This window comes from Leifsonia sp. Soil_N53 (assembly GCF_057655165.1).
Genome location: NZ_JBDGMM010000064.1, coordinates 189,436 through 214,130 on the forward strand (window position 1 = coordinate 189,436; position 24,695 = coordinate 214,130).

Sequence of the window (24,695 nt, forward strand, 5' to 3'; positions counted from 1 at the left end):
GTTCGTTGGGCTGCGGCGCTCGCTCAGGCGGTCAGCGAGGCGACGGCCTCCGTCAGCGGAAGGGTCGACCGCTCGCCGCTGCGGCGGTCCCACAGCTCGACCTCACCGTCGGCGGCGCCGCGGCCGGCGACCAGCACACGCGGGATGCCGATGAGCTCGGCGTCGCCGAACTTCACGCCGGGCGACACTTTGGGACGGTCGTCGAGCAGGACCTCGAGACCGGCGGCCTCCAGCTCTGCGGCGGCCTGCTCGGCCACCTCGAACGCGACGGCCTCTCGGCCCGCCGCGACGACGTGCACGTCGAACGGCGAGACGGCGGCCGGCCAGATCAGGCCCTTGTCGTCGTTGTTCTCCTCGGCGATGATCGCGAGGATGCGGGTGACGCCGATCCCGTACGAGCCCATCGTGACGGTGACGAGCTTGCCGTTCTCGTCCAGCACCTTCAGGCCCAGCGCCTCGGCGTACTTGCGGCCGAGCTGGAAGACGTGGCCGATCTCCATGCCGCGCGCGAGCTCGACCGGGCCGGAGCCGTCCGGGGCGGCGTCGCCGGGCTTCACCTCGGCGACCTCCACGGTGCCGTCCCAGCCGAAGTCACGGCCGGCGACCAGCCCGAAGACGTGCTTGCCCTCCAGGTTCGCGCCGGTGATCCAGCCCGAGCCGTCGACAACGCGCGGGTCGACCAGGTAGCGGATGCCGGTGGCGGCCTCCTCGCCGAGCACGGCGCCGTCGGCGGACCAGGGGCCGATGTAGCCCTTGACCAGGCCGGGGTGCTTGCGGAAGTCGTCCTCGGTCGCGGCGTCCACCTCCGCGGGCGCGAAGGCGACCTCGGCGCGCTTGAGGTCGACCTCCCGGTCGCCCGGCAGGCCGACGACCACGAGCTCGCGCGCGCCGTCGAGGTGCGTGAGCGCGAGGACGACGTTCTTGAGGGTGTCCGCCGCGGTCCACGATCGGCCGTCCGGACGCGGGTGCTTCTCGTTCGCGACATCGACCAGAGTCTGGATGGTGGGCGTGTTCGGGGTGTCGAGCACCTCCTGCGGCGTCAGCTTCTCGTAGCCGCGGGTGGGCGGGGCGAGGGTGGTGAAGGCCTCCACGTTGGCCGCGTAGCCGCCCGCCGAGCGCACGAAGGTGTCCTCCCCGACCGGGGTGGGGTGCAGGAACTCCTCGCTGCGAGACCCGCCCATCGCGCCGGCGTCGGCCTGCACGATGACGTAGTCCAGGCCGAGCCGGCTGAAGATGCGCTCGTAGGCGTCGCGCTGCGCCATGTAGCTCGTGTCGAGGCCCTCGTCGGTGTAGTCGAACGAGTAGGCGTCCTTCATGGTGAACTCGCGGCCGCGCAGCAGGCCCGCCCGGGGCCGCGCCTCGTCGCGGTACTTGTCCTGGATCTGGTAGATCGACAGCGGCAGGTCCTTGTACGACGAGTAGAGGTCCTTCACCAGCAGGGTGAAGACCTCCTCGTGCGTCGGGGCGAGCAGGTAGTCGGCGTCCTTGCGGTCCTTGAGCCGGAAGATGCCGTCGCCGTACTCCTCCCAGCGGCCGGTGGCCTCGTAGGGCTCGCGCGGCAGCAGCGCGGGGAAGTGCACCTCGTGCGCCCCGGCGGCGGTCATCTCCTCGCGGATGATCTGCTCGATGCGCCCCTTGACCCGCAACCCCAGCGGCAGCCACGCGAAGATGCCCGGCGCCTGGCGGCGGATGTAGCCCGCGCGCACGAGGAGCCGGTGGCTGGTCACCTCCGCGTCGGAGGGGTCTTCACGGAGGGTGCGGAGGAAGTAGTTCGTCAGGCGAGTAGGCACCGTTCCATGTTAGTGGTGCGGTGGGGGGACCCTTGCGGGGTGCCCGCCCCCGGCCCCGTCCCCCCCTCGCCCGCGCTTCATCCGGAGATTCGGCCTCTCCCGGCCGCGATCTCCGTACGAACGAAGCCGCGGGCGGCGTGTCGGACTGAGTCTCCGGATGAGTGGACTGTGCCAGCAACTCCGGAGGGTTCGCACGCCGCGCGGCGTGGCGAACCGTTCCTACGGAGATCCGGCTCGGATCGGACTGGATCTCCGGAGTTACGGTGAAGGCGCGGGTCGGGGTGGGTCAGTGGCCGACGGTGACGGTGGGCTCGCCCGAGGCGACCTGCGCGTCCGCCATCTCGGCGGCGATGCGGTTGGCCTCCTCGATCAGGGTCGCGACGATCTCCGCCTCCGGCACGGTCTTGATGACCTCGCCCTTGACGAAGATCTGGCCCTTGCCGTTGCCGCTGGCGACGCCGAGGTCGGCCTCGCGGGCCTCCCCCGGTCCGTTGACGACACAGCCCATGACCGCGACGCGCAGCGGCACGCTCATGCCCTGCAGGCCCTCGGTGACGCTGTCGGCGAGTGTGTAGACGTCCACCTGGGCGCGGCCGCAGCTCGGGCAGGACACGATCTCGAGCTTGCGCTCGCGGAGGTTGAGCGACTGCAGGATCTGCAGGCCGACCTTGACCTCCTCGGCCGGCGGGGCAGACAGCGAGACGCGGATGGTGTCGCCGATGCCCTCCGAGAGCAGGATGCCGAAGGCGGTCGCCGACTTGATGGTGCCCTGGAACGCCGGGCCAGCCTCCGTCACGCCGAGGTGGAGCGGCCAGTCGCCGCGCTCGGCGAGCTGGCGGTAGGCCTTGACCATCACGATCGGGTCGTTGTGCTTGACCGAGATCTTGAAGTCGTGGAAGTCGTGCTCCTCGAACAGGCTCGCCTCCCACACCGCGCTCTCGACGAGAGCCTCGGCGGTCGGCTTGCCGTACTTCTGCAGCAGGCTCGGCTCCAGCGAGCCGGCGTTGACGCCGATGCGCAGCGAGACGCCCGCGGCCTTCGCGTAGGCGGCGATCTTGCCGACCTGGTCGTCGAACTTGCGGATGTTGCCCGGGTTGACCCGCACGGCCGCGCAGCCGGCGTCGATGGCCGCGTAGACGTAGTTGGGCTGGAAGTGGATGTCGGCGATGACCGGGATCTGGCTCTTCCTGGCGATGATCGGCAGCGCCTCGGCGTCGTCCCGGCTCGGCACGGCGACGCGGACGATGTCGCAGCCGGAGGCGGTCAGCTCGGCGATCTGCTGGAGGGTCGCGTTGATGTTGGTCGTCGGCGTCGTGGTCATCGACTGGACGCTGACCGGGGCGTCGCCGCCGACCAGGACCTTTCCGACACGGATCTGGCGGGACTTGCGACGGGGTGCGAGGGTCTCGGGGACCTTGGGCATCCCCAGATTGATTGCTGCCACCCGACAATCCTACGCGTGCCGGTGGGAGGCGGCTGGGCGTGCGGTGAACGCCGGTCGCAACCGGCGTGAACGCCCGGCTCAGCCGAACAGGTTGACCGGCTTGACGATGTCCGCGTACATCAGCAGCAGGCTCATCCCGCCCAGGACGACGACAACGGCCATCGTCAGCGGCATCAGCTTGGCCATGTCGACCGGCCCCGGATCGCGCCGCTTGAACAGCTTCGCGATCGACCGCCGGAAGCCCTCCCAGAGGGCCCCGGCGATGTGGCCGCCGTCGAGCGGCAGCAGCGGGATCAGGTTGAAGACGAAGAGCGCGATGTTGAGCGACGCCAGGATGCCGATCATCGTGTAGACCTTGTCGACCACCGGCACGCCGTCGAGCGCGGTCAGCTCCCCCGCCGCGCGCCCGACGCCGACCAGGCTGATCGGGCCGTTCGGGTCGCGCTGGCCGGAGCCGAAGGCGGCGTTCCAGACGTCGACCATGCGCTGCGGCAGGTGGATGACGACGCCGACGACCGCGGAGGTCTGGGCGCCCACGGCCGGGAGGACGGAGGTGATGGGCTGCGGGACGAGCTTCTCCACGGTTCCGATGCCCGCGAAGCCTGCCTTCACGGTCTCGATGCCGCCGTCTGCGGACTTGACCGCCAGCCCGTTCGCGTCGAGTTTGGCGACCGTGTTCGTCAGCGGCGTGAGGACGACGGTTCGCTCCTGGCCGTCGCGCCGGACCACGACCGTCAGCGGAACACCCGCCGACTCACGGATGATCGCGGTGGACTGAGCCCACGATGTGATGGTCTTGCCGCCGATGCTCACGATCGTGTCGCCGGGCTTCAGCCCTGCCGCGGAGGCCGGGGCCGGCTTCGCATCGGCGCCGCAGGTCTGCGAGGTGCTCGTCGTGGGCTGGACGCACTGGCTGACCGTCCCGATGGTGGTCGACGCCTGGGCGGTCCCGAACCCCATCAGCAGCACGCCGAACAGCACGACGGCGATCAGCAGGTTCATGAACGGCCCGCCGAACATGATGACGATGCGCTTCCACACCGAGAGGCGGTAGAAGGTGCGGTCCTCCTCGCCCTCGCCAACGGTCTCCGCGCTGGAGCTGCGCGCATCCTGCACCATCGCCTGCATGAAGCCGGTAGTGGCGTTGCGTCCGTTGCCGCCGTCCTTGCCGGGCGGGAACATCCCGATCATCGAGATGTAGCCGCCGAGCGGGATGGCTTTGACGCCGTACTCGGTCTCGCCGCGCCGGAACGAGAACAGCGTGCGGCCGAACCCGATCATGTACTGAGTCACCTTGACGCCGAACAGCTTGGCGGGCACCAGGTGGCCGATCTCGTGCAGCGCGATCGAGAGCGCGACGCCGATCAGGATGATGACGACGCCGAGGACGAACAGCAGCACGGAATCCACGTGGCAAGGCTAGCGGCGGACTCTTGGAGGCAGCCGCACGATCGCTATGCGCGCGCGAAGGGTGCCGTCAGCGCGCCAGGTGGGCGTCGGCGGTCGCGCGCGCCCAGCGCTCGGCCTCTGCCAGCGACTCCAGCGTGAGCTCGCCCGCCGGCTCGTGCTCGTCGACGACGCGCTCGACCGTGTCCACGATGTCCAGGTAACCGATCGCGCCCGCGTGGAACGCCGCGACCGCCTGCTCGTTGGCCGCGTTGAACACCGCGGGGTACGTGCCGCCCGCCGTGCCGACGCGCTTCGCGAGCGCGACGGCGGGGAAGGCCTCGCCGTCGAGCGGCTCGAACGTCCAGGTGTGCGACCGGGTCCAGTCCAGCGGCGCGCCGACGCCCGGCACCCGGTCCGGCCAGCCGAGGCCGAGCGAGATGGGCAGGCGCATGTCCGGCGGCGAGGCCTGCGCGATGGTCGAGCCGTCCACGAACTCCACCATCGAGTGGATGACGGACTGCGGGTGCACGGTGACGTCGATCCGCTCGTACGGGACGTCGAAGAGCAGGTGGGCCTCGATGACCTCCAGCCCCTTGTTCACCAGGGTGGCCGAGTTGGTCGTCACCACGAGGCCCATGTCCCAGGTGGGGTGCGCGAGCGCCTCCGCCGGGGTGACATCGCGCAGGGAGTCGCGGGAGCGGCCGCGGAAGGGACCTCCCGACGCCGTCAGCACGAGCCGGCGCACTTCGCCCGGCGCGCCGGACCGCAGCGCCTGGGCGAGCGCCGAGTGCTCGGAGTCGACGGGCACGAGCTGCCCGGGAGCGGCGGCCGCCTTGACCAGGGCGCCGCCGACGATCAGCGACTCCTTGTTCGCGAGCGCGAGCATCGCGCCGGTCTCCAGGGCGGCGAGCGTCGGCCCGAGCCCGACGGAGCCGGTGATGCCGTTGAGCACCACGTCGGCGTCCACCGAGCGGATCAGCCGCACAGCGTCCTCGGCGCCGAGCGCCGTGTCGCGCACCCCGAACCGCTCCGCCTGCTCGGCGAGGAGGCCTGCGTTGCGGCCGGCGGTCAGCCCGACCACGTCGAACCGCTCGGGGTTCGCCGTGATCACATCGAGCGCCTGCGTGCCGATCGACCCGGTCGAGCCGAGGATGACGACGCGGCGCGCGGACATCAGCGGCTCGTCTTCAGGATGTCGATGACGAACACCATTGTGTCCGTCGCCTTGATGTCACCGGAACCCTGCGCTCCGTAGCCGTCGGCCGGCGGGACGATCGCGATCACCTGCGAGCCGACCTTCTGACCCTCCAGAGCCTTCTGGAAGCCCTTGACGACGCCGGTGGTCTGGAAGGTCGCGACCTGGTTGCGGCTCCAGCTCGAGTCGAACATCTGGCCGTTGCGCCACAGCACGCCCTTGTACTCGACGGTGACGGTGTCGCCCGACTGCACGGTCTCACCGTCGCCCTGCTTCAGCACGGCGACCTTGGTCTCGGTCGGCGGGTCGGCCTTCGGGATGGTGATGCTCGGCTCGCCGGTCTTGGCGTCGTCCTTGACGGTCGGGAAGCCCGGGGTCGGCGCGACGGCCTTGCCGTTCGCGCGAGTCGGGGCGATGTCAGCGATGTCGGCGATGAACACCACGGTGTCCTTGTCGGTCAGCTTGAGCTGCGAGATGTCGGCCTTGCCGAACGCGGTCTTGGCCGGGGCGGTCAGCACGACGCGCGTCCCGACCGGGAGGCACTCGACCGCGCGGACGAGCCCTGGCACGAACGTCTTGTCGTCGACCGTGATGGACTGCGTGGCCTGACCGTCGAAGCCGGCCGGGTCGGTGAGGCTCTTGCCGGTGGTGCCGTTGTAGGCGGCGAGGGCGATGTCGATGCTGGCGCCCGCCTTGACCTCCTTGCCCTTGCCCTTGATGACCACGGTGCGCTCGACGTCGCTGGTCTTCAGCGGAGCCGGGACGGTCACCTCCGGGGTCTTCAGGAAGCCGCCGGAGACCTTGATGGAGTCGGACGACGAGCCCGACTTCACGTTCTGGCAGGTCGCCGCGGCGGCCGTGCTGGAGGCCGAAGGAGCGGGCGAGGAGGAGCTGCAGGCGGCGAGGCCGGCGACGACGAGGGCTGCGGTGAGGACGGAAAGGGATCTGCGCACGATGAGCCAGTCTGCCCCATCCACCTAGGTCCCCGCTGAACGAACACCGGAACAGGCCCATACGATGGATGACATGACCCGCGACTTCTCCGTCCCCCAGTCCCGCCACGTCGTCACCGAGCTGCCCGGCCCGCGCTCCGTGGAGCTGCAGCAGCGCCGCGTCGCGTCGGTCAGCCGTGGCGCCGGGACGCTCGCGAACATCTACATGGAGTCCGGCTCCGGCGCGATCCTGGTGGACGTCGACGGCAACCGCCTGATCGACCTCGGCTGCGGCATCGGCGTGACCACCATCGGCCACGCCCACCCGGCCGTCGCCGCGGCGGCGGCCGAGCAGGCCGCGAAGCTCACCCACACGCTCTTCACCGTGACCCCGTATGAGAACTACGTGCGCGTCGCCGAGAAGCTGGCCGAGATCACGCCCGGCGACTTCGAGAAGCACAGCATCCTGGTCAATTCGGGCGCGGAGGCCGTCGAGAACGCGGTCAAGATCGCCCGCAAGTACACGGGCCGCCGCGCGATCGCGACCCTCGACCATGCCTTCCACGGCCGCACCAACCTGACCATGGCGATGACCTACCGCCCCTGGCCGGAGCGCGCGGGCATGGGCCCGTTCCCCGGCGAGATCTACAGCCTCCCGATCAACTATCCGTTCCGCGACCCCGAGGGGATGACGGGCGAGGAGGCCGCCGAGCGCACGATCGACTACATCGAGACGCACATCGGCGCGACCGAGCTCGCCGCGCTGTTCGTCGAGCCCGTGCAGGGCGACGGCGGCATCATCATCCCCGCGCCGGGCTACTTCAAGCGGCTGTCGGAGTACTGCACCGAGAACGGCATCGTGTTCGTCGCGGACGAGATCCAGGCCGGTGTCGGCCGCACCGGCACCTGGTACTCGATCGAGCACCACGGCGTCGTGCCGGACCTCATCACCACGGCCAAGGGCATCGCGGGCGGGTTCCCGCTCGCGGCGGTGACCGGCCGCGCCGAGATCATGGACGCGGTCCAGCCCGGCGGCATCGGCGGCACGTTCGGCGGCAACCCGGTGTCCACCGCCGCCGCGCTCGCGGTCTTCGAGGCGTTCGAGCGGGAGGACCTGCTGGCGGAGGCGAAGCGGGTCGAGAAGGCGCTCTGGGCGCGCATCGGAGACTGGGCGGAGCGCTTCCCGGTCGTCGGCGAGGTGCGCGGCATCGGGGCGATGTTCGGCGTCGAGCTCGTCGTGCCCGGCACGAAGAAGCCCAACCCGGAGGCCCTGAAGGCCGTGCTCGCGCACGCGACCGCCAACGGCGTCATCCCGCTCGACGCCGGCAGCTGGGACAGCGTGCTGCGCCTGCTCCCCTCCGTCGTGATCAGCGAGGAGCTCATCGACGACGCCGCCACGGTCATCGAAGAGGCGCTCGGCCGGCTCGGCTGACCAGCGCGGCCCGATCGCGATGCGACTCCCCCGCCGACGGCTCGCCGCCGCGGTCCTCGTGACCGCGGCGGTGCTCGCCGCGCTCCCGGCGCTGGACGCGGGGGCCGCGGATGCCGCCCGCGCGGCTGGCTCAGCGGCCGCGCCCGTCCGCGCGGCGGAACAGCCGCGGTTCGACCCGGGCGACATCATCAGCGACGACAGCTTCTACAACCCGTACGCGATGACGGCCGACCAGGTGCAGCACTTCCTCGACGAGCGCTCGTGCAGGCCGAAGGACGCCTCGCCGTGCCTCGCGGACTTCCGCATGGACGTGCCGCGGACCCCGGCCTCGGCCGAACGCTGCGCGGCCATCCCGGCCCGGAAGAACCAACGGGCCAGCAGCATCATCGTGCGCGTCGCACAGGCGTGCACGATCAGCCCGCGCGTCCTCCTCGTGCTGCTGCAGAAGGAGCAATCGCTGCTCACCACGCCGAGCGCGAGCGGCTACCAGAAGGCGACCGGCTACGCCTGCCCGGACACCGCAGGCTGCGACACGCGCTACTTCGGCTTCTTCAACCAGGTCTACCGCGCCGCATGGCAGTTCCGCGAGTACACCGCGCACCCGCAGGACTGGCGCTACCGGATCGGCGCGAACCGCATCCAGTACCACCCGGACGCCTCGTGCGGATCGAGCAAGGTCACTGTGGTGAACCAGGCGACGGCGAACCTCTACAACTACACGCCGTACCAACCGGACGCGAAGACCGTCGCCCAGCCGACCGGCCCGGGCGACGCCTGCTCGGCGTTCGGCAACCTCAACTTCTCGCGGATCTACAACCGCTGGTTCGGCGACCCGCACTCGGTCCGCTACCCCGGACTCCAGCTCCCCTGCCTGATCTACACCGGCGGCTGGGGCTGCGCGCCGCTGCGGCCGTTCCAGAGTTGACCGACGCATGCCGGTCGTGGCATACGACCGCGACTAGCCTCGTCCTGTGAGTCTGACAGCACCCGACGACGGGCCTGAGGCGCAGGACGACGTCCTTCCGCGCCCTGGCCTGCTCTACTTCGTGGGCCGACGGATCGTCGCCCCGCTGCTGCGGCTCATCTTCCGGCCGCACGTCATCGGCACCCGGAACGTGCCGCGGCACGGCAAGCTCATCCTGGCCAGCAACCACCTGTCGTTCATCGACTCGCTCGTCATCCCGATGATCTCCCCGCGCCGGGTGCAGTTCCTGGCGAAATCGCACTACTTCGAGGGGACCGGTGCGAAGGGCGCGCTGTCGCGGTCGTTCTTCACGGCGATCGGCGCGGTCGGCGTCAAGCGCGGTGCCGGCCAGGCCGCTCAGGAGGCCCTGGAGCAGTCGCGCAGGATCATCGACACGGGCGCCGCGTTCGCGATCTATCCCGAGGGCACCCGTTCGCTGGACGGCCGGCTCTACAAGGGCCGCACCGGCATCGGCTGGCTGGCGCTGACCACGGGCGCCAAGGTCGTGCCGGTGGGTCTCATCGGCACGAACGAGGTCCAGCCGGTCGGCGCGAAGTTCCCGCGCATCCGGCGGATCACCATCGCCTTCGGCGAGCCGATCGACGTCGCCCATTACGGCCCGGCCGAGTCCGGGCGCGCGCGGCGCCAGGCGACCGACGAGATCATGGCAGCGATCCACGGCCTCACCGGCCAGGAGCTCGCCGGCAGCTACAACGAGTCGCCGCCCGCGAACACCGTCGAGCGGGTCAAGCGCGCGCTGCGGCCCGAACGGCTCTAGGCCCCAGCCTCGTGCTCCTCGCGGCGGGCGCGGAACGTCCGCGCCTTCTGCCGGTTGCCGCAGACCTCCATGGAGCACCACTGGCGGGAGCCGTTGCGGGAGCTGTCGTAGAACGCCCACCGGCAGTCGTCCCCGCCGCACAGCTTGACCCGGCCGAGCTTGCCCTGGATGCTCAGCACCACAGAGCTCGCGACCGCGGCCTCCCCCGCCGTGCGCGCGCTCAGCTCCACCGAGCGCTCCCCGCACGCGGTGGTCAGGGAGACGGCGGGGAGGTCGGCCTCCTCGCCGTCGATCACGCGGCGGAGGGCGTCACGCACGCTGCGGGTCTCCTCCGGGTCCCCCGGCTCGACCCCGTGATCGTGCGCCCAGACGGCGAACCCGGCCGCGTCGTCGAGCGCGTCGGTGCGCTCCTCCACGTCCAGCGTGTTGAGGAACGCGACCAGGAAGTCGGCGCCCAACTCGGGCTCATTCGTACGCATATAACCATTGTAACTCAATAGCAGGTTACGGTAATCTATAACCAGTCAAAGCTGATAGGTGGTTATCATGCATCCGCTGGTCTTCTGGTCCATCTCGCAGGACGCGCTCGTGCGCCGCGCAGAGGAGGACGCGCTTCGCCGGGCGCAGCGCGACTCCGGCATCGAACAGCCCGCGCCACTCACCCGCGACGAACGCTGGGTCGCCGCGATCCACCGCTGGGCCGCGCCCGAACCGCAGCAGAGCGCCGCATCGGCGCGCCCTGCGAACGACACCGGCCGGCTGCGCGGCCGCGCCGTCTGACGGAGGGCGAGCCGACGGACGGCCGCCGTCAGGCCAGCGTCAGGGTCTCCGGCTCGTGCCCGACCGGGAAGTTCACGCTCGACGCGATGAAGCACTTGACCGACGCCGGAGCGTGCAGGGACGCCGCGAGCTCGGCCTGCGCGGGATCCGCGATCGTGACCTTCGGCCGGAGCGTCGCACTGGTGAAACGGCCGCCGCCGTCGTTGGTCTGCTCCATCACGCCGCTGGCCGCGTCGGTGTAGCCCACGACGACGACGCCGGCGCGCGCGGCCTCCGCGAGGTAGCTGAGCATGTGGCACTGGCTGAGCGCGGCGAGCAGCAGCTCCTCGGGGTTCCAGCGGTCCGTGTCGCCGAAGAAGGTGCGGTCGGCCGAACCCTCGATCGGATGCTTGCCCTCGGTGCTCACCGTGTGGTCGCGACCGTAGGACTTGTACCCGCTGGTCCCCTCCCCCCGGTTGCCTGTCCACTGCAGGTCGATCTCATAGCGGTGCTCGAGCTTCATGCTCCGATTCTCGCACCCCGGCTAAACTGGCCTGCATCATGACTGACACCCTGAGCACGCCCACGTTCACCGTGGAGCAAGAACGCCGCATCGTCACCGCCGTCCCCGGCCCGAAGTCTCAGGAGCTCCACCAGCGCCGCCTCGCCGTCGTGCCGACCGGCGTCTCCTCGGCGCTCCCGGTCTACATCGCCCGCGCGAACGGCGCCATCCTCGTCGACGTGGACGGCAACCAGTTCGTGGACTTCGGCGCCGGCATCGGCGTGACCACGGTCGGCCACACCGAGACCGCGGTCGTCGCGGCCGCGGCGAACCAGCTGCAGGACGTCATCCACACGCTCTTCACCATCACCCCGTACGAGGAGTACGTGCGCGTCGCCGAGCTGCTCGCCGAGCACACGCCCGGCGACCACGCCAAGAAGACCGTGCTGGTCAACTCCGGTGCGGAGGCCGTGGAGAACGGCGTGAAGATCGCCCGCAAGCACACCGGCCGCCGTGCCGTCGCCGTGCTCGACCACGCGTACCACGGCCGCACCAACCTCACGATGGCCATGAACTACAAGGCCATGCCCTACGCGACCGGCTTCGGGCCGTTCGCGGGCGACATCTACCACGCGCCCAACTCCTACCCGTACCGCGACGGCCTCACCGGGGCCGAGGCGGCGGCCCGCACCATCGCGTACCTCGAGAAGGTCATCGGCGCGTCCGACCTGGCCTGCCTCGTCGTCGAGCCGATCCAGGGCGAGGGCGGTTTCGTCGTCCCCGCCGAGGGCTACCTCACGGCGCTGCAGGAGTGGTGCACGGCCAACGGCGTCGTCTTCATCGCGGACGAGATCCAGAGCGGCATGGCGCGCACCGGGGCGTACTTCGCCAGCGAGCACTTCGGGCTGGTCCCCGACCTGGTGCTGAGCGCCAAGGGCATCGCAGGCGGCCTCCCGCTCGCCGCCGTCACGGGCAGGTCCGAGATCATGGACTCCGCGCAGCCCGGCGGCCTCGGCGGCACGTTCGGCGGCAACCCGGTCGCCGCCGCCGCCGCGATCGCGGTCTTCGAGCAGATCGACAAGGGCGGCCTCCTCGGCCACGGCGCGCGCATCGAGAAGTCGCTGAAGCCCGCGCTCGAAGAGCTGCAGCGGAAGTACGACATCATCGGCGAGGTGCGCGGCATCGGCGCGATGGTCGCGATCGAGCTGGTCCAGCCCGGCACCGGCGAGACCACCAAGGTCCCGAACCCGGAGGCCGTGAACGCGATCATCGCCTACGCGGCGCAGCGCGGCATCCTCTTCCTGAACGCCGGCACCTGGGGCAACGTCCTGCGCTTCCTGCCGAGTCTGGCCGTGAGCGACGCGCTCATCGCGGACGCCGTCTCCGTCCTCGACGACGCCTTCGCCGCGCTGTGACGCCGCAGTCGTCCGCCGCGGTCTTCGGGACCGACGAGGCGGTGGAGCTCGCCGTCGTCGAGCGCAGCGGCTTCGTCGAGTCCCGGCACGCGGGCTCGGCCGTGGTCCTCGGCCCCGACGGCGACGTCGTGCTCTCGCTCGGCGCTCCCGAGAAGCCGGTGTTCCCGCGGTCGTCGCTCAAGCCGTTCCAGGCCGTCGCGGTCATGGGCGCGGGCGTGGCGCTGGAGGGCGCGGGAGCCGTACTCGCGACCGCGAGCCACGCGGGCACGCCGGCCCACGTCTCGGTCGTCCGCGGGCTGCTGGCGCAGGCCCAGCTCACCGAGGACGCCCTGCACTGCCCGGCCGACTGGCCGCTGGACGGCACGGCGCGCGAGAGCGCCATCCGCGACGGCGCCCAGCGCAGCCCGGTGTACATGAACTGCTCCGGCAAGCACGCCGCGATGCTGCTGGCCTGCCGCATCAACCACTGGCCGCTGGAGAGCTACCTCAGCCAGCAGCATCCGCTGCAGCAGCACATCCGCGACACGACGGAGCGCCTGACCGGCGAGAAGGTCGTCGCGACCGGTGTCGACGGCTGCGGCGCGCCCGTGCACGCGATGTCGCTGCTGGCGCTCGCCCGCGGCATCCAGCGGATCGGCACGGCGTCCGAGGGCTCGCCCTTCGCGCTCTACCGCAACGCTGCCGTGCTGCGCACGGCCGTCCTGGCCAACGGCTGGGCCATCGACGGCCCGGGCCGCGCCAACACCGTCGTGATCGACGAGCTCGGGGTCTTCGCCAAGCTCGGCGCCGAGGGCGTCATGGTGATGGCCGCGCCGAACGGCACGACCGTGAGCCTCAAGGTGCTGGACGGCAGCCTCCGTGCGGCGAGCATCGTCGCGCTGTCGCTGTTGGCCGACGCCGGCGGCGTCGAGCGCGCCGCGGTGGACGCCGTCGCCGCGAAGCTCGACCTCGCGGTCCTCGGCAACGGCGTTCCCGTCGGCGCGATCCGCGCCTCCTACACCCGCTAAAACCCCGCCGAGGGGCACGTTGTCGTCACTTTCGGGCTCGAAAAGTGACAACAACGTACCCCTCGCGGAGGTGGGGTGGGTTACTGGGTGCGCGCCAGGCGCTTGGCTCGGGCGGCGGCGGTGAGCTGCGAGATCAGCACGACCAGGATGGTCAGGATGAACACCGCCGAGGCGATCACGTTGGCCTGGGCCGGGATGCCGCGCGACGCCGCGATGTAGACGTACATCGGGAACGTCGTCACCGCGCCGGCGTTGAAGTTCGTGATGATGAAGTCGTCGAAGCTCAGCGAGAACGACAGCAGCGCGGCCGACAGGATGCCCGGCAGCAGCAGCGGGAAGGTGATCCGCCAGAACACCGCGTTCGGCGAGCCGTACAGGTCACGCCCCGCCTCCTCCAGCGCCGGGTCCAGCGACGCGACGCGCGCCTTCACCGTCACCACCACGAAGCTGATGCAGAACATCACGTGGGCGATGATGATCGTCCCGAAGCCCTTGTTCACGCTGAGGCTCAGGAACTGCGCCGCGAGCCCGGCGCCGAGCACGACCTCCGGGCTCGCCATCGGCAGGAACAGCAGCAGGCTGGTCTGCGAGCGGAACCGGAACCGGTAACGCATCAGCGCGATCGCGATCATGGTGCCGAGCACCGTGGCGATCACCGTCGAGATGATGCCGATGATGATCGACGCCGCGAACGCGTCGCAGATCCCGGCCGCGTCGCAGACGTTCGTCCAGTTGCGGAGGGTGAAGCCGCGCCAGGCGATGTTGTTCTTGATCGCGTCGTTGAACGAGAACACGAACGTGTAGACGATCGGGATGAGCAGGAACGCCAGCGCCAGGAAGGCGTAGACGCCGAGCCCGAGCCCCTGGAACCGCCACCCCGAGCGGGTCCGCCCCGTCGTCGGCGCCGTGCCGCGTGATGGCGTCGTCGTGTTCGTCGTCGTCGTCACAGCAGATCCTCCGTCCCGCTCCGCCGCACATAGAAGCCGACAATCACCAGGATGACCGCCATCAGGATGACGGACATCGCCGCCGCCGCCGGATAGTTCTGCAGCACCAGGAAGTTGCTCTCGATGACGTTGCCCATCATCGAGGTGTCGGCGGCGCCGAGGAAGTCCTGCGACGCGTTGATGTAGTCGCCCGCGGCCGGGATGAACGTCAAGAGCGTCCCGGAGACGATGCCGGGCATCGACAGCGGGATCGTGATCTTGCGGAACGTCATCCAGTTGCTGGCGTAGAGGTCCCTGCCGGCCTCCAGCAGGCGGGTGTCCAGCCGCTCCAGCGTCGAGTACAACGGCAGCGTCATGAACGGGATGAAGTTGTACGTCAGACCGAAGATGACCGAGAAGGGCGTCCCGGTGATGTGGGCGTCCGGCGGGAGGATGCTGAGCGCCTTGAGCGAGCTCGCGACCCAGCCGTCGTCGCTCAGGATGGACTTCCAGGCGAGCGTCCGCAGCAGGAAGCTGATGAAGAACGGCGCGATGACCAGCGTCATCAGCAGGTTCTGCAGCACCGGCTTCGCGCGCATCTTCACGCCGATGAAGTAGGCCAGCGGGTAGCTGATCACGAGCGCCGCTGCGGTGGCGATCAGCGCGTAGCCGAACGAGCGCAGGATCTGCGGCCAGTACTCCGAGATCGCGTCGGTGTAGTTCTGCCACTGGAACGCCGCGACGTACTCGCCGATGTCGCCCTCCGGCGCGGGCGCCTGGAAGGAGGTGATGATCAGCGAGACGAGCGGGGTGAGGAAGAACAGCACCAGGTACAGCACGCCGGGCAGCAGCAGGACCAGCGCGATCCCCGACTTGCGCCGTGCCGCGGGCTCCTGGTCCTGGGTGGCGGGAGGGCCGGTGAAGGCGGCGATCGCCATCTACGCCTCCTCCAGCTCGGAGAGCAGCCGCTCCTTCGCCTGCGCCGCCACCGCCTGCGTGTCGGTGTCGTCGGCGAACTTCCCGTCGGCCGGCGGCTCGTCCGCCAGCACGAAGGTGTGGGCGGCGTCCCACGAGACCCAGACCTGGTCGCCGAAGCCCGCGGCAGGGCCGCTGGCGAGGTTCTGCGCGAACACGACCACCGAGCCGATGCCGGGGACGTCCACCAGGTACTGCGTGCTCACGCCGCTGAACGAGACGTCGATGACCCGGCCGGGGCCGAGCCGGTTGGCGCCGCCGGGGATGGTCCCCTCCCCCGTGTGGAGCGTCAGCTTCTCCGGGCGGACGCCCACCGTGACCGTCCCCGAGCTGCGCTGGGCGCGCGACCGCGGCACCTGGACGCGGTGGCCCGCGACCTCCACGCCGATCGTGTCGCCCGCGCTGTCGACCACGGGGCCGGCGAACAGGTTCGACTGGCCGAGGAAGTTCGCCACGAAGACCGTCGACGGCAGCTCGTAGAGCACAGCGGGGGCGCCCATCTGCTCGATCCGGCCCTTGTTCATCACCGCGACGGTGTCGGCCATGGTCATGGCCTCCTCCTGGTCGTGCGTGACGTGCACGAAGGTCAGCCCCACCTCGGTCTGGATCGACTTCAGCTCGAGCTGCATCTGGCGGCGGAGCTTGAGGTCGAGCGCGCCGAGCGGCTCGTCCAAGAGCAGGAGCGCCGGCCGGTTGACGACCGCGCGCGCCAGCGCGACGCGCTGCTGCTGGCCGCCGGAGAGCTGCGCCGGGCGCCGCGCCGCGAGGTGGTCCAGCTCCACCAGCCGCAGGGCCTCGTGCGCCTTGGCGACCGGGTCCCCGATGCGGCGGCGGCGGAGGCCGAAGGCCACGTTCTCCAGGATCGTCATGTGCGGGAAGAGCGCGTAGCTCTGGAAGACGGTGTTGACCGGCCGCTGGTAGGGCTTGGTGCTGGTCACGTCCTTCCCGCCGATCAGGATGCGGCCCTCGGTCGGCTCCTCCAGGCCCGCGACCAGCCGCAGGGTCGTCGTCTTGCCGCAGCCGCTGGGGCCGAGCAGGGCGAAGAACGACCCGGCGGGGATCGTCAGGTCGAGGCTCTCGATGGCGGTGAACCCGGGGAACCGCTTCTTGATGCCGACCAGCTGCAGGTCGGCGCCGGACTCGGCGAAGACTCCCTTCGGCATCAGGCCCCCAGGATCACTTTCTGGAACGCCGTCTGGTACTTCTGCTCTTCGGCGGGCGTGAGGCTGCGGAAGATCTTCACCTTCGACAGCGTCTCCTCATTGGGGAAGATGAGCTGGTTGTCGGCCAGCTCGGGGTCGATCTTCACCGCGGCCTCCTTCGCGCCCTGCACCGGCGTGATGTAGTTGACCCACGCGGCGACCTCGGCGGCGACCTCCGGCTGGTAGTAGTAGTCGATCAGCTTCTCGGCGTTCGCCTTGCGCGGCGACCCGATCGGGATGACGAAGTTGTCACTCCACAGCGTGCCGCCGGCCTCCGGGATGGCGAACTCCCAGTTGTCGCCGGCCTCGGCGTTGAGCTGGGTGATGTCGCCCGACCAGCAGATCGCCGCGAGCGTGTCGCCCGACTTCAGGTCGTTCAGGTACGAGTTGCCCTTGATGTTGCGGATCTGGCCGTCGTTGACCTCCTTGGTCAGCGTGTCGATGGCTTTGTTGAAGTCGTCGTCGCTGAAGTCCTTCGAGATGTCGACGCCCTGCTGCAGCAGGAGCAGCCCCATGGTGTCGCGCATCTCGCTGAGCACGCCGACCTTGCCCTTGAGCTCCGGCTTCCACAGGTCTTCGACCGACTTCAGGCCGTTCGGGAGCTTCTCCTTGTTCCAGCAGATGCCCGCGAACCCGCTCTGCCAGGGCAGCGACTTCTTGCGGCCCGGGTCGAAGTCGACGTCCACCAGGTTGGATGTGAGGTTCTTCTTGTTCGGGATGGCCGACTCGTCGAAGCTCTGCACGTAGCCGAGCCGGATCCAGCGGGCGATCATCCAGTCGGTGAGGCAGACGGTGTCGGCGCCGATGTCCTTGCCGAGCGCGAGCTGGTCCTTGACCTTGGCGTAGTACGTGTTGTTGTCGTCGACGGCGACGTCGTACTTGACCTTGATGCCGGACTGCTTCTGGAACGCCTCGAGCGTCGGGTACTTGCCGTTGTCGTCCTGGTCGAGGTACGCCTGCCAATTGGCCCAGGTGAGCGTCTTGTCGCTGGACGACTGGTCCTTCGCCGGGGTGGGCTTGCCGGAGGCTCCTCCGGTCGAGCACGCGGCCAGGGCGAAAGCTGCGGCTCCGGCGGTCGCGCCGGCCAGCAGGCCACGACGGGTGAGCTGGGATGCGCGTGCCGACTGCACCAGCTGGCGGATCATCGGGTCGTTCGGGAGTGGCCTGTTCTTCACTTCGGGCTCCTTGGATCTATCTGGTAGCGCCTGGGGGCGATCCGCCGAAGCACATCGATGTGCTTCGTGGTGGGTCGATACTGACATAGGACCGGCGCGATTCGCACCCCAAAAAGGGCGAATCGTCCATTCCGAAACATGATCGTCACGAAATCCGTGCCGAAACGTCCGAATGACGGGGGAAACCGCACACAGCGCGCGGCGCGCGAATGCGCAGCGAGACGAACTGACGAAATCGGCCCTGGTTCAATCGCGAATTTACGGAATCAGCACGATGGTTCCCGAATCGCTATCGAAATCCTCCGTGAAGGCAGCTAAGGTGAAGGCGAACCATCACGTCGAAGTGTGAGGAGCTGAGGAGCCCCATGAAGGTCGCGATCCCCCGCGAGATCAAGAACAACGAATTCCGCGTGGCGATTACGCCCGCAGGCGTGCACGACCTGGTCGGAGCCGGCCACGAGGTGTACGTCGAGACCGGAGCGGGCATCGGCTCGTCCATCCCCGACGAGCTGTACGCCGGCGCGGGAGCGACGATCCTCCCCGACGCGGCGTCGACCTGGGCGGCGGGCGAGCTCATCCTCAAGGTGAAGGAGCCGATCGCCTCCGAGTACGGCCACTTCCGCGAAGGCCTGGTGCTGTTCACCTACCTGCACCTCGCAGCGGACGAGGCGCTCACCCGCGCGCTCCTCGACGCACGCGTCACCGCGATCGCGTACGAGACGGTCCAGCTGCCCAATCGGGCGCTCCCCCTGCTCGCCCCGATGAGCGAGGTCGCCGGCCGGCTGGCGCCGATCGTCGGCGCCAACACCATGCTGAAGCCGAACGGCGGCCCCGGCCTCCTGATCCCGGGCGTCCCCGGCACCCACCCGGCTGTCGTCACGGTCCTCGGCGGCGGCGTCGCCGGCACGAACGCTACCTCGGTCGCGGTCGGCCTCGGCGCGGAGGTGACCGTGCTGGACACGAACATCGCCCGCCTCCGCGAGCTCGACGCGCTGTACGCCGGCCGCATCAAGACGATCGCCTCGAACAGCTTCGAGATCGACAAGGCCGTCGTGGCCTCCGACCTCGTGATCGGCTCGGTGCTCGTCCCCGGCGCCAAGGCGCCCAAGCTCGTCAGCAACGAGCTGGTCTCCCGGATGAAGCCGGGCAGCGTGCTCGTCGACATCGCCGTCGACCAGGGCGGCTGCTTCGCCGACTCGCACCCCACCACGCACGCCGACCCCACCTTCACGGTGCACCAGTCGCTGTTCTACTGCGTGGCGAACATGCCGGGTGCGGTGCCGCACACCTCCACCTACGCGCTCACCAACGCCACGCTGCCGTACGCGCGCGCGATCGCCAACAACGGCTGGCAGGCCGCTCTGCGCACCGACGCGTCGCTCGCGCTCGGCCTCAACGTGCACGACGGCCACGTGACCAACGCGGGCGTCGCCGAGGCGCACGGGATCGTGGACGCGCCGCTCGCCGAAGCGCTGGTCTGAGACGACCGACGCGGGCTGGGCGGATCGCCCGCTCAGCTCACGTCGGAGCTCGACTCACATCGAAGCTCAGCTGACGTCGAACCACTGGTCGCCGATGTCGACCCGCGTGCCGCGCTCCACGCGGTAGCGGCGGCCGGCCTCGCACTGGCGCGCGACGCCGCCGAGCGGTCGGGCGACCGTGCCGTTGCCGGAGTAGCGGTCGCAGATCCACAGGTCGTCGCCCTCGAGCCCGAACTCGAGGTGGGTCTTGGAGACGCTCCTGGCCGGGTCGGAGATCGCGACGAGCTGGTCCACGTGCTCACCCGGCTGCGTGATCGGGCGCCGGCCCACGAGTCCGCTGCCGCGCACCTCCACGGACTCCCCCGTCGAGAAGCTCAGCCGGTAGACGCGGACGCGGACCACGGGAGGCGCGGGAGGCGCAGTGTCGAGCGGCACGACGTCGATCGCCTCGGTAGGCGGCAGTCCGTCCTCGTCGAGCTCCACCTCGCCGGGGAACCGGCCGGCGACCGCAGGCTTCGAGCGGCCCGGGCCCGGTTTCGCGAGCGGCGCGACGATCGAGGTGTCGGAGGGGCGCGAGTCCGCGATCTCGGGAGGCCGCACGCGCGAGGCGGTCACCGAGCTTCCGCAGTTGCCGCAGAACAGCGTCCCCTCGTGGAGCTCCGCTCCGCACACCCGGCATCTCATCGCCTGCTCGTCCCCTTTCCTGTCCTCCCACGGTATCCGAGCGAGCGCAGCGAGACCGCAGCCAGCCACCGCTTCCAGCGCGTGTCGCGCCGATCGAGCTGGCCACGGAGGTCGTCGACGGCCTTCCACACCGTGTCCGCCTCCTCGCGGGAGGGCGCGAGCGGGCTGAAGACCGCGCGGTCGGCGACCTGGGCGAGCGCCGCGGCGCGGGTGCCGCCGATCGTGGTCGCGAACTCCAGCCGCGTCGCCGCCGGCGGCGGATCGTAGCCGTGGTCCACGGCCGCGTCGGCGAACTCGCGCCAGCCGCCGACGATCCGGTCGGCCGCGGTCGCCGCCGACCTCCGCAACGACCGCCTGCGCCACTTGGCCGCGATCACCGCGAGGAACGGCGCCGCGAACACCGCCACGACGAGCAGGCTCCAGCCGATCACGGCGAGGATCGCCAGCAGGGTCTCCAGGACCGGGTCGGGCGCGTGCGGGTTGGTGTTCTCGACCTGCGCGTTCGGCGGCTCCTCGTTCTGCTGAGGCGTGTCATCGATCGGCGGCTGCACGTTCGTCTGCGGGCGGGAGATCTCCGTCGGCTGCTGCGGCTGCTTCGGCGGCACGGGACGGACGGGCGGCGTCGGGTCCACGGTGACCCAGCCGGTCGTGGTCTGGACCTCGATCCACGCCGACGCGTCGGAGCCGAGCAGCGTGACCGGGCCGCGCGAGTCGGCCGGGGCCACGAACCCCATCACGACCCGGGCAGGGAAGCCCAGCTGCCGAGCCATCAGGGCCGCCGTCACGGCGTACTGCTCCTGGTCGCCGAGCATCGGGACGTCCGTCAGGAGCTCTGTGATCCGGTCGGCGCCGTGCCCGGAGCGGCTCGCCGGCTCGTTCTTGCCGACGCCGTGGGAGAGGTAGCCGTCGGTCTGGAGTCCCTTCAGCGCGGCGGCGAGCTTCGCGCCGGCGCCGGAGACTCCTGCCGTGTACTTCTGCAGTGTCGACTGGAGTTCGTCCGGGATGACCGTCGGCCGCGGCACCGAGTCGGACCCCGGCTGCACCTTCGTCAGCTGCGCCGCCGAGAGCTTGGGAGGTGTGACCGAGTCGGCCACGTACGTGTCGCCGTCGTGCAGGGACGCCATCACGGCCCCGGTCCCCGTCACGTCGTTGTAGAAGTACGCCCCGGACAGGTTCGCGGCGTGCGGGCCGAAGAACTGGAGCTGCTCGAGCTGGCCGGAGCCGGGCACCCACGGGCCCCGGTAGCCGCGCACGGTCACGGTCAGCTCGGTCGATGCGCCCTTGGTTCCGCTCTGGTCGAGCCGGTACGGCAGCCGCACGAACGATCCGGAGGCGCTGGAGACCGCGTCGCTGCCGACGGAGTACACGACGCCGTCGTAGGTGTCGAGCGTGGCGATCCGGATGCGCCCGTCGGCCGGCAGCCCGGCCACGCTCAGCATCGGCTCGGTGGCCGCCGACGGCTCGAAGTACGACCGGAACCCCGTCAGCGGGCTCGGGTACGCCCGGGGGTCGAACGGCTGCTCGACGGCCGTGCGCACCACCTGGCGGTCGTTGGCCGGCGGCACGAGGACCGTCGCGCCGATTCCGACCGCCGCGGCTCCCGCGAGCATGACCGCGGCCCCGGTCGCCGTCAGCACGGCGGTCGAGCCGCGCTCGCGCCGGGTCTCGACGGTGAGTCCGCTCTGCGCGCGCAGCGTGCGCACCGCGGCCGTCCTCCGCCGCAGCCGCAGCCGGATGTTCCACACCAGCAGCAGCGCGAACAGCGCGATCACCAGCCAGAGCGGCACGGGGGCCAGCGACGATCCGAAGGCGATCCCGGCGACGAGCACGACCACCGGCGGGATGCCGGCGAGCTCCGGCACCGTCGACCGGAGCGCGACGCTCGTGGTGATCGCGGCGGCGAGCAGCACCAGCAGGAACGCGGGGACCAGGAGGGCCTCGTACGACCCGACCGGCACCGAGATGGTGACCAGCTGCTTCCACGAGAGCCAGGTGCCCTGGACGAGGTCGAGGAACCCCGGCCCGGTCGGCAGCAGTCCGCTCGCCGTGGCCTGGCCCGGCACGGCGAGCTGCACGCCGGTGCCGAGGTAGACGAGGAGCACGACGCCGGCCACCACGATGCTCGGCCAGCGGAACGTCGCACCCAGGACGCCGACGGCGCCGCCGAGGACCAGCGTCGCCACCAGCATCGTGACGAACGCGCCGGACTGGTACACCGGCCAGAACGACCACGCCGCGAGCGCCACCGCCGCCAGCGCGAACGCGATGTCGACGGCGGCCGAGCGCCAGGGCAGCCGGCCGATCATGTGGCGAGCCGTTTCGCCAGGCTGCGCTGGAGGTCCTCCAGGTAGCCGATGGTCAGCACGCTGAGGTCGGCCACGCGCCGCAGCGTCGGCAGCGCGCCGCCGTCGCAGACGATCGCGACCACGTCGACCCCGAGCGGGAAGTGCGCGGCCGCCGCGCGGAGCTGCGTGGCGGTCACCGTCGAGCCGCAGAGCAGGAACGCGATGGAGATGCCCGCCGCGTCCTCGCTGGCGACCTGGGCGAGCTCGGGAAGCCGCAGCGCGGACTCCGCGGTCTCCACCCCTGCCAGGTCGTCGAGCAGGCGCCCCCGGCCGACGGTGCTCAGCCGGCGGGCGCTGAACAGCACGCGCTTGGCGAAGTCCGGCGTCTCGGCGCTCGCCACCACTGACACCGTCCGGGAGTCGAGCATCGCGCGCACGCCGAGCGAACCGGTCGCGCTGACGGCCAGCTCGAACTCCTCCTCCGTCGCGTAGTCCGCCTCCGACAGGCTCAGTGCCACCAGGAGGTGGCTGCGCCGGGTCTCCTCGAACTGCCGCACCATGTAGCTGCCGGTCTTCGCGGTGCTCTTCCAGTGGATGTTGCGCCGCTCGTCGCCGGGCATGTACTCGCGCAGCGCGTGGAAGGCCACGTCACTCTGGGTCAGGTCACGGGTGGGCGCGCCTTCGAGGTCGCGCACGAAGCCCGTGCTCATGCTCGGGATGGCGATGGTGCGCGGATGCACGAACAGGTCGAGCGAGTCGGCCCACACCATCTCCCGGCGCAGCAGCCCGACCGGGTCGGCGCGCACGGTGCGGACCGGGCCGATGGGCACGATGCCGCGCCGGCTGGTCGGCACCACGAAGACGTCCGAGTGCTCCTCGCCGCTCGCCAGCGCGGGCGCCGCGAACTCCGCGAGCCCCGCGCCGACCGGCACCTCCACCCGCACGCCGGGCAGCCGCCGCCGGACGGGGTTGCGGATGGTGACCTCCCCCGGTGCGCGGTCGCCCACCACCACCCGGTTCGTCGGCAGGGTCAGGCCGACGTCGTACGCGATCCGGCCCACCAGGTAGAGCGAGGCGATCAGCAGCAGCGCCACCGCCATCCAGCCCACCACGACGGCCTCCGTCCAGCCGAGCGCGTAGCCGGCCACGAGCGCGAGCACCGTCACCGCCGCCATCGACCAGCCGAGCGGCGTGATCACCGCGCTCAGAGCGCGCGCGGCCGTCGCGATGGCACGGCCGGCGACGGAGCTGGTCCGGACCGTCCACACGATCGCGTCGGCGAGGACGCCGTCGCGCTCGCCGACGATCCGGGCCCGCGCGTTGGTGAGCTCGACCTGGGTGCGGCTGACGGTGCTGGTCACACGGCGGCCCGATCGCTGGGCGGCGGCACCTCGATGAGCAGCTGGCCGACGACGCTGGAGGCCGTGACGCCCTCGAACTCCGCCTCGGGGTCGAGCACCAGGCGGTGCGCCAGCACCGGCTCGGCCAGGGCCTTCACGTCGTCGGGGGTCACGTAGTAGCGGCCGGACGCCGCCGCGAGCGTCTTGCTGGCGCGCACGAGCGCGAGAGCGCCGCGCACGCTGACGCCGAGCCGGATCTCGTCGGCCGAGCGGCTGGCGTCCACCAGCCGCGACACGTAGTCGTTGATGGTCGGGTCCACGTGCACGCCGCGCGCGAGGTCGGCCATCTCGAGCACCGTCTCGGCCGAGATGATCTCGGGCACGACGATCTCGTGCGCCCGCCGCTCGGCGCCCTCCAGGATGCGGAGGGTCGCCTCGTGGTCCGGGTAGCCGATCGACGCCTTCATCAGGAAGCGGTCGAGCTGCGCCTCCGGCAGCCGGTAGGTGCCGGCCTGCTCGATCGGGTTCTGCGTCGCGATGACCATGAACGGCTCGCCGACCTGGTGCCGGACGCCGTCCACGGTGACCTGCTGTTCCTCCATGACCTCCAGGAGCGCGGACTGGGTCTTGGGCGAGGCGCGGTTGATCTCGTCCGCCAGCACGATGTTGGCGAACACCGGACCGCGGTGGAACTCGAAGGCGCCGGTGCGCTGATCGTAGATGTTGACGCCGGTGATGTCGCCGGGCAGCAGGTCGGGGGTGAACTGGACCCGGTTGGTCGTGCCGCGCACGCTCTCCGCCATCGCGCGGGCCAGCGAGGTCTTGCCGGTGCCCGGGAAGTCCTCGAGCAGCAGGTGGCCCTCGCTCATCAGGGCGACCAGGGCCAGGCGGATGACGTGCGACTTGCCGAGGAGCACGCGGTCGATGTTCTGCACGAGGCGGTCGAACACGCCCGAGAACCAGCCGGCCTGCTCGGGGGTCATCGTCATGCTGTGGCCTCTCTGGGTCTGCGTGAGCAGC

At 70.6% G+C, this 24,695-nt stretch carries 22 protein-coding genes; 7 read left to right on the top strand and 15 right to left on the bottom strand.

The features are described 5' to 3' along the window. Positions 1-23 precede the first annotated feature (23 nt). The 5 genes from AC3A3H_RS14460 to AC3A3H_RS14480 form a co-directional block, all read right to left on the bottom strand. Positions 24-1,790, bottom strand: coding sequence for a proline--tRNA ligase (locus AC3A3H_RS14460; protein WP_487615242.1), 1,767 nt, complete (start codon positions 1,788-1,790; stop codon positions 24-26). A 286-nt stretch (positions 1,791-2,076) separates the two neighbouring features. Further along, entirely contained in the window at positions 2,077-3,213 is a 1,137-nt protein-coding gene (gene ispG, locus AC3A3H_RS14465) for a flavodoxin-dependent (E)-4-hydroxy-3-methylbut-2-enyl-diphosphate synthase (protein WP_487615468.1), read from the bottom strand. 99 nt (positions 3,214-3,312) lie between these two features. Then, positions 3,313-4,644, bottom strand: coding sequence for a M50 family metallopeptidase (locus AC3A3H_RS14470; protein ID WP_487615243.1), 1,332 nt, complete (start codon positions 4,642-4,644; stop codon positions 3,313-3,315). A 67-nt stretch (positions 4,645-4,711) separates the two neighbouring features. Beyond that, positions 4,712-5,797 carry a 1-deoxy-D-xylulose-5-phosphate reductoisomerase gene (gene dxr, locus AC3A3H_RS14475; protein ID WP_487615244.1) on the bottom strand — a complete coding sequence of 362 codons (1,086 nt, stop codon included), beginning with the start codon at positions 5,795-5,797 and terminating at the stop codon, positions 4,712-4,714. Beyond that, positions 5,797-6,771: an FKBP-type peptidyl-prolyl cis-trans isomerase gene (locus AC3A3H_RS14480; protein WP_487615245.1), complete on the bottom strand. Its 975-nt coding sequence runs from the start codon at positions 6,769-6,771 to the stop codon at positions 5,797-5,799. The genes dxr and AC3A3H_RS14480 overlap by 1 nt, the downstream gene beginning before the upstream one ends. A 64-nt stretch (positions 6,772-6,835) precedes the next feature. Here AC3A3H_RS14480 and AC3A3H_RS14485 point away from each other — a divergent pair, with 64 nt between their 5' ends. The 3 genes from AC3A3H_RS14485 to AC3A3H_RS14495 are packed head-to-tail and all read left to right on the top strand — an operon-like array spanning position 6,836 to position 9,924. Next, complete coding sequence (locus AC3A3H_RS14485; protein ID WP_487615246.1) at positions 6,836-8,182, top strand: aminotransferase class III-fold pyridoxal phosphate-dependent enzyme; 1,347 nt, start codon at positions 6,836-6,838, stop codon at positions 8,180-8,182. A 19-nt stretch (positions 8,183-8,201) separates the two neighbouring features. Continuing rightward, positions 8,202-9,107 carry a hypothetical protein gene (locus AC3A3H_RS14490; protein ID WP_487615247.1) on the top strand — a complete coding sequence of 302 codons (906 nt, stop codon included), beginning with the start codon at positions 8,202-8,204 and terminating at the stop codon, positions 9,105-9,107. 46 nt (positions 9,108-9,153) lie between these two features. Then, positions 9,154-9,924, top strand: a complete 771-nt coding sequence (locus AC3A3H_RS14495) for a lysophospholipid acyltransferase family protein (RefSeq protein WP_487615248.1) — start codon at positions 9,154-9,156, stop codon at positions 9,922-9,924. Here AC3A3H_RS14495 and AC3A3H_RS14500 read toward each other — a convergent pair. Next, positions 9,921-10,403 (bottom strand): CGNR zinc finger domain-containing protein, encoded by a 483-nt coding sequence (locus AC3A3H_RS14500; protein ID WP_487615249.1) that lies wholly within the window; start codon positions 10,401-10,403, stop codon positions 9,921-9,923. The genes AC3A3H_RS14495 and AC3A3H_RS14500 overlap by 4 nt on opposite strands. Positions 10,404-10,470: 67 nt before the next feature. Here AC3A3H_RS14500 and AC3A3H_RS14505 point away from each other — a divergent pair, with 67 nt between their 5' ends. Then, a complete protein-coding gene (locus AC3A3H_RS14505; protein WP_487615250.1) occupies positions 10,471-10,704 on the top strand; it encodes a hypothetical protein in 234 nt (77 codons plus the stop codon). A gap of 28 nt (positions 10,705-10,732) precedes the next feature. On the opposite strand, the gene AC3A3H_RS14510 is transcribed toward AC3A3H_RS14505, so the two are convergent. Next, positions 10,733-11,206, bottom strand: coding sequence for an OsmC family protein (locus AC3A3H_RS14510; protein ID WP_487615251.1), 474 nt, complete (start codon positions 11,204-11,206; stop codon positions 10,733-10,735). A 38-nt stretch (positions 11,207-11,244) separates the two neighbouring features. Between AC3A3H_RS14510 and gabT the strand changes: the two genes are divergently transcribed. Both gabT and AC3A3H_RS14520 read left to right on the top strand, forming a co-directional pair. After that, positions 11,245-12,600, top strand: a complete 1,356-nt coding sequence (gene gabT, locus AC3A3H_RS14515; protein ID WP_487615252.1) for a 4-aminobutyrate--2-oxoglutarate transaminase — start codon at positions 11,245-11,247, stop codon at positions 12,598-12,600. Continuing rightward, positions 12,597-13,607: an asparaginase gene (locus tag AC3A3H_RS14520; protein WP_487615253.1), complete on the top strand. Its 1,011-nt coding sequence runs from the start codon at positions 12,597-12,599 to the stop codon at positions 13,605-13,607. Before gabT ends, AC3A3H_RS14520 begins: the two co-directional genes overlap by 4 nt. An 80-nt stretch (positions 13,608-13,687) precedes the next feature. Here AC3A3H_RS14520 and AC3A3H_RS14525 read toward each other — a convergent pair whose 3' ends face one another. From AC3A3H_RS14525 to AC3A3H_RS14540, 4 genes are read right to left on the bottom strand one after another with little or no spacing between them, the layout of a single operon-like run. Then, positions 13,688-14,554, bottom strand: a complete 867-nt coding sequence (locus AC3A3H_RS14525) for an ABC transporter permease (RefSeq protein ID WP_487615254.1) — start codon at positions 14,552-14,554, stop codon at positions 13,688-13,690. Beyond that, the gene (locus AC3A3H_RS14530; RefSeq protein ID WP_487615255.1) at positions 14,551-15,471 is read right to left on the bottom strand and encodes an ABC transporter permease; all 921 of its coding nucleotides are present in this window, start codon (positions 15,469-15,471) and stop codon (positions 14,551-14,553) included. The genes AC3A3H_RS14525 and AC3A3H_RS14530 overlap by 4 nt, the downstream gene beginning before the upstream one ends. Continuing rightward, complete coding sequence (locus AC3A3H_RS14535; protein ID WP_487615256.1) at positions 15,472-16,671, bottom strand: ABC transporter ATP-binding protein; 1,200 nt, start codon at positions 16,669-16,671, stop codon at positions 15,472-15,474. Continuing rightward, a complete protein-coding gene (locus tag AC3A3H_RS14540; protein ID WP_487615257.1) occupies positions 16,671-17,885 on the bottom strand; it encodes an ABC transporter substrate-binding protein in 1,215 nt (404 codons plus the stop codon). The genes AC3A3H_RS14535 and AC3A3H_RS14540 overlap by 1 nt, the downstream gene beginning before the upstream one ends. 365 nt (positions 17,886-18,250) lie before the next feature. Between AC3A3H_RS14540 and ald the strand changes: the two genes are divergently transcribed. Further along, entirely contained in the window at positions 18,251-19,366 is a 1,116-nt protein-coding gene (gene ald, locus AC3A3H_RS14545; protein WP_487615258.1) for an alanine dehydrogenase, read from the top strand. 66 nt (positions 19,367-19,432) lie between these two features. Here ald and AC3A3H_RS14550 read toward each other — a convergent pair whose 3' ends face one another. From AC3A3H_RS14550 to AC3A3H_RS14565, 4 genes are read right to left on the bottom strand one after another with little or no spacing between them, the layout of a single operon-like run. Continuing rightward, positions 19,433-20,050 carry a hypothetical protein gene (locus tag AC3A3H_RS14550; protein WP_487615259.1) on the bottom strand — a complete coding sequence of 206 codons (618 nt, stop codon included), beginning with the start codon at positions 20,048-20,050 and terminating at the stop codon, positions 19,433-19,435. After that, the gene (locus AC3A3H_RS14555) at positions 20,047-22,356 is read right to left on the bottom strand and encodes a transglutaminase domain-containing protein (RefSeq protein WP_487615260.1); all 2,310 of its coding nucleotides are present in this window, start codon (positions 22,354-22,356) and stop codon (positions 20,047-20,049) included. The genes AC3A3H_RS14550 and AC3A3H_RS14555 overlap by 4 nt, the downstream gene beginning before the upstream one ends. Further along, on the bottom strand, positions 22,353-23,696 hold the full coding sequence (locus tag AC3A3H_RS14560) for a DUF58 domain-containing protein (RefSeq protein ID WP_487615261.1): 1,344 nt from the start codon (positions 23,694-23,696) through the stop codon (positions 22,353-22,355). The genes AC3A3H_RS14555 and AC3A3H_RS14560 overlap by 4 nt, the downstream gene beginning before the upstream one ends. Next, the gene (locus AC3A3H_RS14565) at positions 23,693-24,664 is read right to left on the bottom strand and encodes an AAA family ATPase (RefSeq protein WP_487615469.1); all 972 of its coding nucleotides are present in this window, start codon (positions 24,662-24,664) and stop codon (positions 23,693-23,695) included. Before AC3A3H_RS14565 ends, AC3A3H_RS14560 begins: the two co-directional genes overlap by 4 nt. Positions 24,665-24,695 lie beyond the last annotated feature (31 nt).